Origin of the sequence: Desulfobacula sp. (assembly GCF_030145145.1) — a bacterium.
Classification (GTDB): domain Bacteria; phylum Desulfobacterota; class Desulfobacteria; order Desulfobacterales; family Desulfobacteraceae; genus Desulfobacula.
Genome location: NZ_JAQYWD010000006.1, coordinates 109,747 through 124,316, shown reverse-complemented (window position 1 = coordinate 124,316; position 14,570 = coordinate 109,747). Strand labels below are relative to the sequence as shown.

Genomic DNA, 14,570 nt, shown 5'->3' with positions numbered 1-14,570 from the left:
ATATTTATATGTTATACATATAAATATATTTTGGTTTCCTGTCAGCCTTTTGCAGGGAAATGGTGTTTATCGAGACATAAGCATGTGTTTATTCGTCCTGAATACGACCACGCAAACGGCTAACGTGTGAAAGCACCCCGGGAAAACCACTGAAACATCAGGAGAAAATCAATGAAAAAAATTTGGGTCATTGGATCAGGAATAATGGGGAGCGGTATTGCCCAGACCTGCTGTCAAGCCGGTTATCATGTGTCGATAATGGACACAGACGGCCCCTGCCTTGATAAGGCCGTACACAATATTGAAAGGGCGTTGCAAAAGCTCGAAAAAAAACAATTGCTCGACCAAAAGGCCGCTGATATTTTTGCTAACCTTAAAAAAGAAACCAGTTTCAACGGGGCGGCAACAGCAGATATGGTCATTGAAGCCGTATTTGAAAATATAACCCTTAAACAGGACATTTTTAAGGCACTCGAATCCATCTGCGGGCTGGATACCATTTTTGCCACAAACACCTCCGCCATTCCCATTACAGATATTTCAGCTGCCATTGCGCATCCACAACGATTTCTGGGTCTTCATTTTTTCAACCCGGTTCACAAAATGAAGCTGGTAGAAATTATAAAAAGCCTTGCCACTTCAGAGGATACCGTTGAAACAGCCAGACAGTTCGTTTTCACCCTTGCAAAAGAACCGGTTGTGGTCAACCGGGACAGTGCCGGATTTATTGTCAACCGGATAAACGGCATGGCTTTTCTGGAGGCATTGAGACTTCTGGAAAAAGGTGTCGCCAGCGTGGAAGATATTGACAAGGCCATCCGGCTTGGTCTGGGGAACCCCATGGGGCCGTTCGAATTGATGGACCTGGTGGGACTTGATGTGGTTTTGAATGCCCGGCTGAACATCTACAATGAGACAAGGGAACCCGCTCATTTTCCCCCGGGAATATTGAAAAATATGGTGAAAGCGGGGTATCTCGGCAGAAAAACCGGGAAAGGGTTTTACGACTATACGTAAAGGAAGCATGTTTATGGGGCAGGTAACACTTGAAAAAAAAGACCGAATGGCTGTCATCACCTTGAATCGTCCGGAGAAACAAAACGCTCTGACGGCCAGCGCCCGTCAAGAACTTTTCACGATTTTAAAAGAAATTGACGGCAATAACCAGATACGGGCAGCCATCATCACCGGTGCCGGAGACGCGTTTGCCGCAGGCGCCGACATACGGGCAATGGAATCGTATTCCATTGAAGACGCGGTGCAGTCTTCCCGGCAGGGGAGCACCCTTTTTTTATTCCTGGAAAATATGCCCATCCCTGTCATCGCAGCGATCAATGGCTGGGCCCTGGGTGGCGGCCTGGAACTGGCGCTGGCCTGCGACATCCGTATCTGCAGCCCAAATGCCAAATTCGGGCAACCCGAAGTCAAGGTCGGCATTCTGCCGGGGTATGGGGCCAATATACGATTGCCACGCACCATCGGCATTCCCAGGGCCAAAGAGATGATTTACTTTGGAAAAATTATTACCGCTGCCGAGGCAGAGACCATGGGCCTGGTGACCCGTGTGATCCCCCGGGAGCAATTGATGCAGACCGCATTGGATATGGCAGAACAACTGGCCCGGGGACCTGCTTCAATCGCTCTGGCCAAGCAGGCCATCAACTCGGTCATGGATCTGGATATGGACCGGGCGTTAGCAGTGTCTTCCCGGCTGTATGGCGATGCCTACAAGACCCGGGATGCCCGGGAAGGCATCCGGGCCTATCTGGAAAAAAGGCCCCCTGTATTCCAAGGAAATTAATCATGTTTAAACGATTAAATCAAACCCCTTTGTATGAAAAGATTACCAACGAGATAACAGAAGCCATCTTCAGGGGGGATCTGAAACCCGGCGACAAGCTCCAGTCTGAACACGAATTGAGCAAGACCTTTGGCGTGAGCCGTGTCACCATCCGGGAAGCCTTATTGTCCCTCAAACAGCATGGTATTATTCAAGTCCGGCAGGGGGCAAAGGGCGGCGCATATGTAAAAAAAATGGTGATGGATGATGTGGCGGTTCAAATGGGAAAAATCCTGCAGATGAGCCATATGACCCTTGAACAATTGAGTGACGCCCGGAGCCTTCTGGAAAGCGTCATTATCACCCGGATGATAGACCCGTCAGAGACGGCAGCCTATATTGAGCGGATGGAAGAGACCATTGTTCAGGCTGAGCATCACCTGAAACACGGAAATGCAGAAAAAAGACTTCAATCCAATATTCAATTTCACAGCATCATTTCAGAAATGACCCAAAATGCCTTTATTATTTTAATGCATAAGATTGTACTGAATATGGAATATGATTTTTTCAAACAGGTAAAAGCATCCACTGCCATGGCAAGCCGGACCATCCAGGAGCACCGGCAAATCACACGGGCATTGAAAAACAAGGATTTTCAACAGGCCGGTAATCTTTGCGCGCGCCATATAGAGGAAATCGACAAATTAATCTCCAGAAAATCCAAAAACCAATCACTGTTAAAAAATGACTGATGGAAATTCAGATCACGCCGTCAGCAGGCGAAGGTGAAAACAACCATAAGGAACAGCCATATGTGGGAAACTGAAATTGAAGAACTTAAACAAAGGAAACGCTTTGCCCGTCAGCTGGGGGGGCAAAAAAACATTGATCGTCAACATGCCAGTCAAAAACTGACCGTGCGGGAAAGGATCGCGGCATTAACTGATAAAGGGTCGTTTAAAGAAAGGGGTCAGCTTGCCGGTGTGGCCACGTATGACAACCAGGAATTAACCCATGTGGTGCCCTGCCCGTTTATCATGGGAACCGCAACCATCCATCAGCGGAAAGTAGCGGTTCACGGGGATGATTTCACCGTCAAAGGGGCTTCCGTCGGCCGATTATACAAAAGCAAAGGCGCTTATTTTGTCAAAATGGCCCGGTCTTTGAAACTTCCGGTTATCCGGCTGATTGAGGGGGCGGGGGGGTCCATAAAGGAAATCCTTGAAATCGGCTATTCAGAACTGCCCAGTTCAGGCGATGAATGTGTTCAGGACAGGGTGGATATCATGTCAGAGGTTCCGGTGGTATCTGCCGGGTTTGGTTCAGTGGCCGGACTGGGGGCCTTGTACATGGTCCAAAGTCATTTTTCAGTCATGGTCAAAGAAAAATCCCATGTTTTTGTTGGCGGCCCCCCATTGGTGAAAGCCGCCTGCATGGGGGATCATATCACAAAAGAAGACCTGGGGGGCTATAAGCTCCATACCTGCTTGACGGGTGTTGTGGACAATGCAGCGGAAGATGAAGCTGATGCCCTGGATCAGATCAAAACATTTTTATCCTACCTGCCCTCAAATGTCTGGCAGATGCCGCAACGGAAAATGCCTTTAGAGGATTCCCCGGACCGCATGGAAGAAGACCTGGCTTGTGCAATCCCCAAAAATGTCAGACGGGCCTATGACATGCGTCACATTTTAAAAAAGGTTCTGGACCGGGGGTCCGTTTTTGAAATCGGTAAATACCAGGGCCGATCGCAAATTACGGCACTGGCACGGTTGAATGGATACCCGGTGGGCATACTGGCCAATGACCCTGCATTTTACGGGGGCGCCTTCAACTATGATGTGGCTGAAAAATTTCAGCGGTTCATTGACATGTGTGATACATTTCACCTGCCCATCATCAATTTTGTTGATCAGCCGGGATTTGCCATCGGGGAAAAAAGTGAACTTTACGGTACCATTCGCAAGGGTGTCCGGGCCAGTTTTTCCATCGTCCAGGCCACGGTGCCGCTATCGGTCATTTACCTGCGCAAATGCTTTGGCGTGGCAGGGGCTGCCCAGAAAACGGGATCGCGCCTGAGTTGGCGATATGCATGGCCGTCTGCCATTTTCGGGAACATTCCAGTGGAAGGCGGTGTTTATGCGGCCCACAGGTCAGAGATCGAATCTTCCGATGATCCCGAAGCCTGCCTGAAAGCGCTTCAAGACCAATACAGGGCGGTCAGCTCTCCGTTCAAAACCGCAGAAGCCTTTGGTCTTGAGGACATCATCGATCCCAGGGAAACGCGACCCATCTTATGCGACTGGATTGATATGGCCTATGAGGTGGAGCGTCACCATCTGGGCATAAAAAAAAGAGGGATGCGCTGTTAACTCAACTTTTGGTCATTCGCTTTAAGTTGAAATTAATTAAAAAATATCCTACAAAAGATCAACACTGATGTTACCGTTTTTAACCTGGCAAAAGGAACCGTTTGAATGATGTTCCCCACATGGGCTGAAAAGAGATGACCCGTGAATGATTTTAATGTTTTTATTGATGACCTGCCCTTATGGTCCGCGCCATTTGGCCTGAAACTGTTGGACACACTGATTTTCAAGAAAAATATCAATGTGCTGGATATCGGCTGCGGAGAAGGGTTTCCATTAATTGAAATCGCGGCCCGGTTCGGGGGAACCAGCCGGTTTTTCGGATTAGAGCCCCTGGCATCCCCCCTGGAACGGCTGGTATTTAAAAAGCAGGCGTACCACCTGCCCACAGTCCATCCCGTCCAGGGACTGGCAGAAACCCTGCCCTTTGATGACCAGTGTTTTCATCTGATTGTATCCAACAACGGCGTGAACAATGTCCGGGATTTGAACCAGACCTTAACCGAATGCCAGCGTGTCATAAAACCCCGTGGCCAAATGGTCATTGCCATGAATACCAGGCACACCATGAAAGAATTTTATGCGCTTTTTGAAACCATTTTAGTGAAGGAATCTTTAGGGACCGCTGTAGAAAAAATGAAAGATCAGATCCGGCAAAAACGATTGCCCCGAAAAGAGCTGGTCGTCCTGTTAAATGCTGCAGGATTCCGCATCCACCAGATCCTTGATGATGCCTTCACCCTTAAATTTACAGATGGCACAACCTTGTTCAACCACTACCTGATTCGACATTTTTTTTTAAACGGGTGGAAACAACTGGTCGATTCGAACAAAATAAACACCGTTTTTGATCAGATTGAGACCCGGTTAAATAACAGGGCCACAAAAAAAGGACACATCCGCCTGACAATCCCCTATCGCATTATAGACTGCCGGGCCAAATAAGCGAGTAAAAAAAACATGACCCGTATAGACATAGAAACGATGCAGTCTTTCAAGGACTGGTTCCATGAATACCTAATGACGTTCAGCCATTCACAAAAAGATGTACAAAAAAATATCCTGCTTAAAAAAATGCATACAATGCGGGTCTGTGAAGAAATTATAACTATCGGCAGCACACTGGGCCTGGGTGAGGAAGCCCTGATATTTTCAGAATTAACCGCCCTTTTCCACGATATCGGACGATTTGAACAATATGCCAGATATAACACCTTTGCAGACTACAAATCCGAGAATCACGCTGAACTGAGTGTGAAAATCTTAAAAAAAAACAATGTGCTCAATGGCCTGAACCCGTCCCTAACCGACCTGATTTACCGCATTGTATCCTACCATAACCGCGCCTGTCTTCCCGACGGGGAAACCGACCAGTGCCTGTTTTTTTCAAAATTGCTCCGGGATGCAGACAAGCTTGACATCTGGAAGGTCTTGACTGACTATTATCTTCGCCAGGACGGTGTTTCCAATCGTGCCATTGAATTGGAGTTGCCGGACACACCGGGTATCTCCGACAAGGTGTATGACGCGGTAATCAACAAAGAAATTGTCGACTCCCATCATATCCGGAATTTGAATGATTTCAAGGTGCTTCAAATCGGATGGATTTTTGATATCAATTTCAAACCGGCGCTTGATGCGGTCATTTCCCGTCACTATATCGAGTTGATCTGCAGTGTCCTGCCGGCCTCCGAAAGGGTGGACAGCATAAAAGCCGTGGTCCGCCACTATATTGAAAACCCGTTCGTGGACGAATTTGCGTCCCGCGCCCATGATATTCCAGGCGATTTTACCATGACGGCGCTTCTGTAAGATAGAACCCTGTCGCTGTTCATTATAAACGATCTCCCCAGTTCAGGATTGACCCGTTGACGACAGGGGTATATTTTCCTTGCAAAGCTTAAAATATGGCGATATAGCTTTTCTAGCGCAGAACAAAATGCGATCTTTTCCATTTAATAAAACCGGAGGCAAATATCATGGCTTATAACGAAAACATTTTGAATAAAAGTATTGATCCTGCCGTACACCAGATGCTGGCCCGGGCTGAGACACTGGGTCTGGAAACGGTCTGGGATCGTTACGAAAAGATGCTGCCTGAATGTGGTTTTGGTGAACTGGGCGTGTGTTGCCGTAATTGTAATATGGGCCCCTGCCGTATCAGCCCGTTTGAAGATCAAGGGCCCCAGAAAGGGGTCTGCGGCGCAACGGCCGACATCATCGTGGCCCGCAATTTAATTCGCATGATCGCTGGAGGTGCAGCCGCCCATTCCGACCACGGACGGGATCTGGCCCACACCCTTTTGTTGACCGCCCAGGGCAAAAGCGGCGGATATAAGATTAAAGACGAGACAAAACTCATGGCCCTGGCCAAAGAATATGGTATTGACGTCAACGGGCGAAGCAAGGAAGACATTGCCCTGGCGCTGGCCAAAAATGTCTACGCTGAATTCGGCAAGCAGGAAGGATATGTTCAATTTACCCGGCGGGCGCCGGACAAACGCCTGGCCGTATGGCAGAAGGCTGGCATCGACCCCCGGGGAATTGACCGGGAGATCGTGGAGATTATGCACCGCACCCATATCGGCGTGGACAATGACCCGGTCAATTTGATTCTCCAGGGACTCAAGGCATCCATTGCCGATGGCTGGGGCGGGTCAATGATTGCCACTGAAATATCCGATGTGCTGTTCGGTACCCCCACGCCGACCCGGTCAACCGTCAACCTGGGTGTTATCAAGGCGGACCAGGTCAACATTATTGTTCATGGGCACGAACCCGTGTTGTCTGAGATGATCATGGCAGCGTCCAATGACCCGGATCTGGTATCCCGGGCAACGGCAGCCGGTGCTGCCGGTATCAATGTGACCGGCATGTGCTGTACCGGTAATGAACTCATGATGCGCCACGGCATTCCCATTGCCGGTAATTTTCTGCAGCAGGAACTGGCAGTGATCACCGGCGCTGTTGAGGCCATGATTGTGGATGTCCAGTGCATCATGCCGTCCCTGGGGGACCTGTGCGAATGTTTTCATACCCGGTTTATTTCCACGTCGCCCAAGGCCAAATTTCCCGGCGCAGTTCATATGCAATTTAATGAAGAAAAAGCCCTGGAGATCGCCAAGTCAATTGTTGAGAGTGCTGTGGACAATTTTACCAACCGGAACCCGGCAAAAGTCTTTATCCCGGATGAAAAAACTGACTGCATGGCCGGTTTCAGCACAGAGGCCATTCTAGCGGCCCTGGGTGGCACCCTTGATCCCCTGCTGGATGCCATAAAATCCGGGGCCGTTAAAGGCATTGCCGGTGTGGTGGGTTGCAATAATCCCAAGATCAAACATGACCACGGCCATGTCGCCCTGGTTCGGGAACTGGTTAAAAACAACGTGCTGGTGGTCACCACCGGGTGTAACGCCATTGCCTGTGCCAAGGCGGGGCTCATGGTCCCCGAGGCGGCCAACACTGCCGGAGATGGTCTCAAAGGGGTCTGCCAAAGTTTAGGGGTACCTCCGGTATTGCATATGGGGTCCTGTGTGGATATCAGCCGCATCCTGACGGTTTGTGCTGCCATCGCCAATGCCCTGGACGTTGACATCTGCGATTTGCCGGTGGCGGGCGCTGCGCCTGAATGGATGAGTGAGAAGGCCGTCAGTATCGGGGCATATGTTGTTTCTTCCGGGATTTTTACGGTACTGGGAACCGTGCCCCCTGTGCTGGGCAGCCCATTGGTGACAAATATTTTGACCCATGCAGCCAATGATGTGGTGGGTGCGGCCTTTGCAGTGGAGACCGATCCGATTAAAGGGGCCGGTCTGATGATTGCCCATATAGAAAAGAAACGTCAGGCATTGGGCCTTTAATGCCCCCAAAGAGCAGAAAGGAGAAGGCAATGTCACAACCAAAAGAAATATTCGTTAAAACAGATCGATGCATGGGCTGCCGGTCCTGCATTATTGCCTGTGCTGTGGCGCATTCTGAAAGTAAGACACTTTTTGGTGCTGTCGCACAATCACCGGGTCCGAAAAACCGGGTCTATGTGGAATGGGTTGCACCGGACAAAAAAGTTCCCATTGTCTGCCGGCAGTGTGAAGACGCCCCCTGCATGTACGCCTGTATCAGCGGCGCCATCAGCCGGAATGAAAAGGGCATTGTGGTCACGGATCCAGACAAGTGCATTGGCTGCTGGACCTGTGTAATGGTGTGTCCCTATGGGGTCATCGGCCGGAACCTTGAAACCCGTAAAGCCTATCGCTGTGACCGGTGCCCGGATCGGGATATCCCGGCCTGCGTCAGTGCCTGTCCCACAGGGGCACTGGTGTATGATACGGTTCCGGCGTATTCGGGGGCGGTCCGAAAACAGGTTTCTCAAGCGCTTTCCAAAGCGGAAGGGGAATAACGTGACTGCCGATGACAGCCAGTATATGATCGTGGGGGGATGTGCTGCCGGAATGGCAGCGGCACACGCTATCCGGGAACACGACCGGCAGGGAACGGTGACAGTGATCAGCGAAGAACCGTGTGCCCCCTATTTCCGGCCCTTGATTCCCTTTGTGATCTCTGGAAAAAACCAATGGGAGCAGATGGCCCTGGAGGGGTGCGGGCCCTATACCGGATCCAATATTTTTGTGCGGACACACAGCCGGGTCGCCTCGGTGAACCCGGCTGCCCGGTCCGTTTTTCTGCAGGACGGCACCTGCCTGGGATATCAAAAAATTTTATTTGCCACGGGCAGCCGTCCCCATATGCCCCCGGACATAAAAGGGGTGGATGCTTCGGGTGTTTTTGCCTTAAGGACCCTGGCCCATGCAAAGGCCATGGCCCAGCGGGTTGAACAGACCCGGCATGCCGTGATGCTGGGTGGGGGACTGTTAAATCTTAAAACAGCATTTGCATTGCTTGAACGACACCTGAAAGTGACCCTGGTGGTATATTCTCCGGAAGTGCTGTCCCAGTTGATGGCGCCGGAAGATGCCCTGTTGATCAGAAAGGCCCTGGAAAATGCCGGGCTTACGATTAAAACCGGGGTGTCAGCCACCGGCATTCTGTCTGACAGCACCGGGGTGACAGGTGTCACCCTGGATGACGGGAGCCATCTCGCCTGTCAGATGGTCTGCATCGGCAAAGGGGTCCGACCCAATGTGGATTACCTTGAAAACAGCGGCATTGCCCTTGAAAATGGGATTGTGACGGATCGCTATACCGCCTGCAATTTACCGGACACTTTTGCCGCCGGGGATGTGGCCATCACCCATGAACCGATCTCAGGCGCGCCGATATCCACGGCCTTGTGGACCAATGCCGTGGAAATGGGTCGCTGCGCCGGGCAAAATATGGCCGGGATCAAAACCGCCTATACCGGCACCTTCGGTATTCTGAACGCCACCCAGGTGGCGGATGAGCCCTTTGTTTCCATGGGGGTGGTGCACACTGAAAACAGCGACTGTCAAGTTTTCCGGCAGGCCACAAAAACCACATACAGGAAAATGGTTTTTGATGCTGACGGCACCCGGCTTATCGGGGCGGTTTTTGTGGGGGACATTACCAATGCCGGGCTGTATCGGTATGTGATCCGGGAACGGCTGCCGGTGTCCGGTTTTAAACAGCAGATCATCGACCACACCCTGAATTACGGATATTTCATGCGATAATTCATCCGGGGCATACCAAAAAAAGGGCCTGCAGAGATGTCCAGTTTCCCGGCGACCTGGTCGCTGGGAACGCCCTTCCGTTCCAGCCGTCTTAGATTCAGTTCAGATGAAATCCTTTGTACGGTCATCAAGCCTGACGTCAAGACACTGTTTTCCTTTCTGTTGAATAGTGTTTATAGGCTGTTGTATCCATTATTTTTTTCAATGTTTGAACCACTTTCCAGACTTCATGGTAGGTATTGTAAAGGGGTACCGGTGCCAGCCGAATGACATTTGGCGGTCTGAAGTCGGGAATGATATTGTGATCCAATAGTGCCTTGCTGATCCGTACGGCTTCTGTTGCATGTTCAATGGCAATATGACCGCCTCTTTTTTCCGGGTCAAGCGGTGTTCCAATGGTAAACTCATATGGCGCTTTTGACAGGTCCTTCTCAACAAGATAAGCAAGGTAAGCGGTAATGTGTTTCGATTTTTCTCTTATGTTATGCATTCCTGCATCCAGGATGATTTCCAAAGCACTTTCAACAGGGGCCGCACTTAACAGGGCCTGGGTTGAAATCTGCCATCCCCCCGCATTTTTAGCGTGCTCAAATTCAAGCGCCATATCAAATTGCTTGTCTTTACCACAGCCAAACCATCCGGACAACAGGGGTTTTTTCTCAAAGTGGGTGCTGTTTACATATAAAAAAGCAGGACTTCCCGGGCCACCGTTTATGTATTTGTAACTGCAGAAGACGGCAAAATCAAGGCCCCATTCATGAAATTTATGGGGTACCACACCTGCGGAATGGCAGCAGTCAAATCCAATTAAAATATCTCTTTTGTGCGCCTGCCGGATCAGGTATGGCATGTCAAGCAGCTGACCGCTTTTGTAAAGAACCGACGGCAGAAATATCAATGCAATGTCATCGGTCATGGATGCGACAATGTTATCTTCATCCAGGTAACGGCCATCTTCACTCCTTACGAGTATGAGTTCTTTGTCAGGATCAAGGCCTTTCATCAAGATCTGCCCCTTGAGCGCATAGATATCAGACGGAAAATTTAATTCATCGGCTAAAATTTTTGTTCGATTCCCTTGGGGAGTGTAAAATGTACTGATCAGGGAATGGATATTGACCGTTGTTGAACCGGTCAGTATCACCTCCTTTTCATCTGCACCCACAACCCGGGCACACTTTTTACCGATTTCTTCAGGGAGATAAAACCAGGGCTTATCTCCGGCCATCCATCCTTTGATGGCCGTTTGCTTCCATTCGTTTATGACCCTGTTGATATTTTTTTCAGCATCCGTTGATAACAGACCCAGAGAATTTCCATCCATATAGATGGTATCGTGGGGCATATAAAATTTATGCCTGAACCTGCTCAAGATATCTTCGCTATCCAGTTTTTTTGCAAATGCTTGGTTTGATTCAAATTTGTAGGTCATTGATGCGGGTTCCTTTTGCCTTTATTTCACTCGATTCAAGTGTCAGGATTCTCTGTCCTGTTTTTCGGGTTGAAAATTAAACTTTTAGAATTGTAAAATAGCAAAAAAACAGATAAAAATCAAAAGGCACCTTTATCTTAAGCACCATAACACTTTTATGATACAGATAGACCGTACAAAAAAGACACGTCACAAATTTGATGGCTTTGGAATGTATCCAACAGGAGGAAAGTGAATGGAAAAAAACACGTCAAAGGACCCTTCCCATGTCTTTCATTTTTTTTTAAACCGGGAATATATCTCCATTGCCGAGGCAAAGGGAATTTATCTTTACGATGATCGAGGAAACCGGTATATCGATGCTTCCGGCGGACCCATACTGTGTAACCTCGGCCATGGGATTGAGGAAATGGCCACCGTTATCGCAGATCAGGCAAAAAAGGTCTCCTATGTTCATCGCATCGATTTTACCAACCCCCCGCTGATAGAAGCGGCGCATAAGGTTTGCCAGGCTTCTGGTGATGCCATGGACAAGGTGTTTTTTGTTTCCGGGGGGACAGAAGCCGTGGAAATTGGGGTTAAAATTGCCAGAAAATACCATCTGGATAATGGCGCCCCCTTTAAAACCCGTGTGATCTCCAGGTGGCAGAGCTATCATGGAAGCACCGCAGGTGCACTGGCGTGGACAGGTGCAACCAGCCGGAGATCAGATTTTCTCCCCTATCTTCATGATTTCACCCATATTCCCCCGGCCTATTGTTACCGGTGCTGGTTTGATAAAACGCCTGACACCTGCCACCTGGAATGTGCCAATGCCCTTGAAAATGAAATCATGTGCCTGGGACCTGACAATGTATCTGTTTTTCTGGCAGAACCTGTTTCAGGCATGTCCCTTTGCGGTGCGGTGCCGGCAAAAGGATACTTTAAACGGATCAGGGAAATCTGTGACACCTATGATGTGCTGTTAATGTTTGACGAAGTCATGACCGGAATGGGGCGGACCGGTAAAATGTTTGCCTACGAACACTTTGATGTTGTGCCGGACATTCTGGCCCTGGGCAAAGGACTTGGGGGCGGTTATTTCCCCATAGGAGCCGTGGCGGTTCCAGATTATATCCATCAAAAAATAGCGGAGAATTCCGGCATGTTTGGTGCCGGTCATTCCTGGGGGGGCAATCCCCTTGGCTGTGCCGTGGTATCAAAAACCATTGATTACCTGTATGACCATAATCTCATCGACCGGAGCCATCAAATGGGGATGTATCTTGATCATAAGCTGCAGACGTTAAAATCCCATCCCCTTGTGGGGGATATCAGGGGAATCGGACTGATGAGGGGAATTGAATTTGTTGAAGACAAAAAAACCCGGAAACCCCTTGATTCAACATATGCATTTTCAGCCCGCCTGTCAGCAGAATGCCTGAAACAGGGGATGTTCATTGAATATTCCGGGGGATGCAACAGGGGGCAGTCCGGCGATATGATCATGTTTGGCCCGCCGTTTATCATCACTGAAGCCCAGATCGACGCGGCGGTTGAGATCTTAGGTCACGCCCTGGAAAAAGATCTTTTGTCGGATACCAGTCATTTTTCAACCTTTTAACGTCAGAAAGACCCCATGGAGGTAGAATTTTTCTTGACGATTTTCATCTGTCATGATCATATGAATAAACGGGCTTGGTCGTAACTTCGCCCACTTGTCATAATTGATGGTTCGACGGGGTCAGGCTTGGGTTATTGGAGGCTGAATCTTTTATCAGGCTCCATGCTGTTTATCACTTATTCATGACCGGACGGGTAAAAAGTGCCATAAAGAAAGCCTGATCCCAAACACACTTCAAAAGGCTTTGAAATGATAAAAGTAAAGGACATTTCCAAACATTTTGGGGGCATCAAGGCAGTCGACAATGTCACCTTGCAGATTAAAAAGGGGACCATTACCGGTTTGATCGGTCCCAATGGCGCAGGTAAAAGCACATTGTTTAATCTTATTGCCGGATTTTACAAACCCACATCAGGCGAAATTTATCTTGAAGGAGAAGACATCACCGGACAAGACGCCCACCAGTTATTCCACAAAGGTCTTTTACGTACGTTTCAAATTGCCCATCCCTTTCCCACCCTTACGGTGTTTGAAAATTTAATGATGGTGCCCGGTAACCAGCTGGGGGAAAAAATTATCAACACCTGGTTCCGGCGCCGGCAAATAAAAGAACAGGAAAACACCCTGAAAAAAAAGGCGGAAGACGTCATCCGGTTTCTGAATATCTCCCACCTGAAAAATGAAAAAGCGGGCCGGCTTTCCGGCGGACAAAAAAAGTTATTGGAACTGGCCCGGACCATGATGGTCGATGCCAAAGTCGTGCTGCTGGATGAAGTGGGTGCCGGTGTCAACCAGACACTGTTACGCCAGATTGGTGAGGCGATCATCCGGTTAAACTCAGAACACGGGTATACCTTCTGCATGATTGAGCATGACATGGACTTTATTTCAAAGCTGTGCGATCCTGTGATTGTGCTTGCCAATGGCAGGATTTTAACCCAGGGAACACCGGACAACATAAAAAGCAACCCCCAGGTGATTGAAGCATATTTAGGTCGAAAAAACAAAGAAAAGGGGTCCCCCTAGTGGCATATTTATCCGGAACAAATTTAGTGGCCGCATATGACCAGAGTGTACCGATATTGAACAATTGCACGATTGAGGCTGAAAAAGGCGAGGTGGCCGTTATTGTCGGGCCCAATGGCGCCGGAAAATCTACGGCCATGAAAGTGTTGCTGGGCATGCTCAAACCCAGTGCCGGGTCTGTGACACTGGAAGGCAAGGATATATCCAGACTGTCTGTACAAAAGAGAATACGCCTGGGACTTGCTTTTGTCCCCCAGACAGACAATGTTTTCCCGACGATGACGGTTCAGGAAAACCTCGAAATGGGGGCTTTTTTAAGAACAGACGATATATCGCAAACCCTGGCAGAAGTGTATGACCTTTTTCCCATCTTGAATGACAGGCGGAATCAACTGGTAGGTCAGTTGTCCGGGGGTCAACGTCAACAAGCTGCGTTTGGCAGGGCCATGATGACCCAACCAACGATCATGCTGCTCGATGAACCCACCGCCGGAGTGGCACCCAATGTAGTGGATGAAATTTTTGACAATATCTTAAATTTAAAAAATTCGGGCAGGGCCGTGTTAATGGTCGAGCAAAATGCCAGACAGGCATTAGAAATTGCCGACAAAGGGTTTGTCCTGGTCTCGGGGCGGAATGAGCACACAGGTACGGGCAAAGAACTCCTGGCAAACCCTGAAGTCCGCCGATCTTTTTTAGGAGGATAGAT

At 49.2% G+C, this 14,570-nt stretch carries 14 protein-coding genes; 12 read left to right on the top strand and 2 right to left on the bottom strand.

Annotated features, from left to right (window positions below):
• The first annotated feature begins 171 nt into the window (after positions 1-171).
• The 9 genes from Q1Q15_RS04775 to Q1Q15_RS04735 all read left to right on the top strand — a co-directional run bounded on the left by Q1Q15_RS04775 (position 172) and on the right by Q1Q15_RS04735 (position 9,800).
• Positions 172-1,017, top strand: coding sequence for a 3-hydroxyacyl-CoA dehydrogenase family protein (locus Q1Q15_RS04775; RefSeq protein WP_300457228.1), 846 nt, complete (start codon positions 172-174; stop codon positions 1,015-1,017).
• A gap of 13 nt (positions 1,018-1,030) precedes the next feature.
• A complete protein-coding gene (locus tag Q1Q15_RS04770) occupies positions 1,031-1,801 on the top strand; it encodes an enoyl-CoA hydratase-related protein (RefSeq protein ID WP_300457226.1) in 771 nt (256 codons plus the stop codon).
• Positions 1,802-1,803: 2 nt separating this feature from the next.
• Positions 1,804-2,535, top strand: a complete 732-nt coding sequence (locus Q1Q15_RS04765; RefSeq protein WP_300457224.1) for an FCD domain-containing protein — start codon at positions 1,804-1,806, stop codon at positions 2,533-2,535.
• Positions 2,536-2,595: 60 nt separating this feature from the next.
• Positions 2,596-4,155, top strand: a complete 1,560-nt coding sequence (locus Q1Q15_RS04760) for a carboxyl transferase domain-containing protein (protein ID WP_300457223.1) — start codon at positions 2,596-2,598, stop codon at positions 4,153-4,155.
• Positions 4,156-4,296: 141 nt separating this feature from the next.
• Positions 4,297-5,097 carry a methyltransferase domain-containing protein gene (locus Q1Q15_RS04755; protein ID WP_300457203.1) on the top strand — a complete coding sequence of 267 codons (801 nt, stop codon included), beginning with the start codon at positions 4,297-4,299 and terminating at the stop codon, positions 5,095-5,097.
• A gap of 15 nt (positions 5,098-5,112) precedes the next feature.
• Positions 5,113-5,964, top strand: coding sequence for an HD domain-containing protein (locus tag Q1Q15_RS04750; RefSeq protein WP_300457201.1), 852 nt, complete (start codon positions 5,113-5,115; stop codon positions 5,962-5,964).
• 167 nt (positions 5,965-6,131) lie between these two features.
• Positions 6,132-8,012 (top strand): anaerobic carbon-monoxide dehydrogenase catalytic subunit, encoded by a 1,881-nt coding sequence (gene cooS / locus Q1Q15_RS04745; RefSeq protein ID WP_300457199.1) that lies wholly within the window; start codon positions 6,132-6,134, stop codon positions 8,010-8,012.
• Between the two features lie 29 nt (positions 8,013-8,041).
• The gene (locus Q1Q15_RS04740; RefSeq protein ID WP_300457197.1) at positions 8,042-8,548 is read left to right on the top strand and encodes a 4Fe-4S dicluster domain-containing protein; all 507 of its coding nucleotides are present in this window, start codon (positions 8,042-8,044) and stop codon (positions 8,546-8,548) included.
• A gap of 1 nt (position 8,549) precedes the next feature.
• Positions 8,550-9,800 carry an FAD-dependent oxidoreductase gene (locus Q1Q15_RS04735; RefSeq protein WP_300457195.1) on the top strand — a complete coding sequence of 417 codons (1,251 nt, stop codon included), beginning with the start codon at positions 8,550-8,552 and terminating at the stop codon, positions 9,798-9,800.
• On the opposite strand, the gene Q1Q15_RS04730 is transcribed toward Q1Q15_RS04735, so the two are convergent.
• Entirely contained in the window at positions 9,779-9,943 is a 165-nt protein-coding gene (locus Q1Q15_RS04730) for a hypothetical protein (protein WP_300457193.1), read from the bottom strand. The genes Q1Q15_RS04735 and Q1Q15_RS04730 overlap by 22 nt on opposite strands.
• Complete coding sequence (kynU, locus tag Q1Q15_RS04725) at positions 9,940-11,232, bottom strand: kynureninase (protein WP_300457192.1); 1,293 nt, start codon at positions 11,230-11,232, stop codon at positions 9,940-9,942. The genes Q1Q15_RS04730 and kynU overlap by 4 nt, the downstream gene beginning before the upstream one ends.
• A gap of 235 nt (positions 11,233-11,467) precedes the next feature.
• Between kynU and Q1Q15_RS04720 the strand changes: the two genes are divergently transcribed.
• The 3 genes from Q1Q15_RS04720 (at position 11,468) to Q1Q15_RS04710 (ending at position 14,568) form a co-directional block, all read left to right on the top strand.
• Positions 11,468-12,835 carry an aminotransferase class III-fold pyridoxal phosphate-dependent enzyme gene (locus tag Q1Q15_RS04720; RefSeq protein WP_300457190.1) on the top strand — a complete coding sequence of 456 codons (1,368 nt, stop codon included), beginning with the start codon at positions 11,468-11,470 and terminating at the stop codon, positions 12,833-12,835.
• A 249-nt stretch (positions 12,836-13,084) separates the two neighbouring features.
• The gene (locus tag Q1Q15_RS04715; RefSeq protein WP_300457188.1) at positions 13,085-13,861 is read left to right on the top strand and encodes an ABC transporter ATP-binding protein; all 777 of its coding nucleotides are present in this window, start codon (positions 13,085-13,087) and stop codon (positions 13,859-13,861) included.
• Positions 13,861-14,568 (top strand): ABC transporter ATP-binding protein, encoded by a 708-nt coding sequence (locus Q1Q15_RS04710; RefSeq protein ID WP_300457186.1) that lies wholly within the window; start codon positions 13,861-13,863, stop codon positions 14,566-14,568. The genes Q1Q15_RS04715 and Q1Q15_RS04710 overlap by 1 nt, the downstream gene beginning before the upstream one ends.
• Positions 14,569-14,570: the final 2 nt, after the last annotated feature.